The organism is Vibrio sp. 1978 (assembly GCF_033344345.1).
Window position 1 is genome coordinate 1 of sequence record NZ_JAWPOP010000853.1, and the last position, 557, is coordinate 557.

Genomic DNA, 557 nt, shown 5'->3' on the forward strand with positions numbered 1-557 from the left:
CCCGTTTATGCAGAGCAGGTTATCAATAGCTCGCACAGTTTGATTGGTTTGCAGTGGATGCAACGAGTAGAGCGAGAAGATTTAGACGCGCACATTGCTAAAATGCGTAAAATATACCCAGATTACCAAATCTTTACCGTTCCAAAAGATCAGCCCAAAACCTTTGGCTACATTCTAGAAAACAACACTCCTGTTTACGTTGCAACGGACATCTACCCAAGAACCCAAGCCAACTTATCTTTACTTGGTTTTTACTCCTCTCGAAAGCGTTTTGATTTGATCTTTGACGACATCTCGACGCACAAACGCGCAAATGTTTCCGATAAAGTTCGTCTGCTTCAAGACGGCTACGACAAATCCATCCCCAAATCGGGCTTGCTGGTGTATCACCCGGTTTTTGACTCCGAGAATAAAAACCTGTTGGGCGTGGTCACAGGTGTGATTCGTAGCACTGTTTATTTCGAAGAACTGATCACCAAGACAGCGACAGAACTAGAGATGTCGGTCAGAGTGGAGGACTTAGGTTTTGATGCCTCTGACGACCCGTTTTTGTTTCA

At 44.7% G+C, this 557-nt stretch carries 1 protein-coding gene; it reads left to right on the plus strand.

Annotated features, from left to right (window positions below; all coding sequences use genetic code 11):
- The coding region (locus R8N49_RS29485) for a CHASE domain-containing protein (protein WP_318190744.1) at positions 1 to 557 on the plus strand (557 nt) is incomplete at both ends.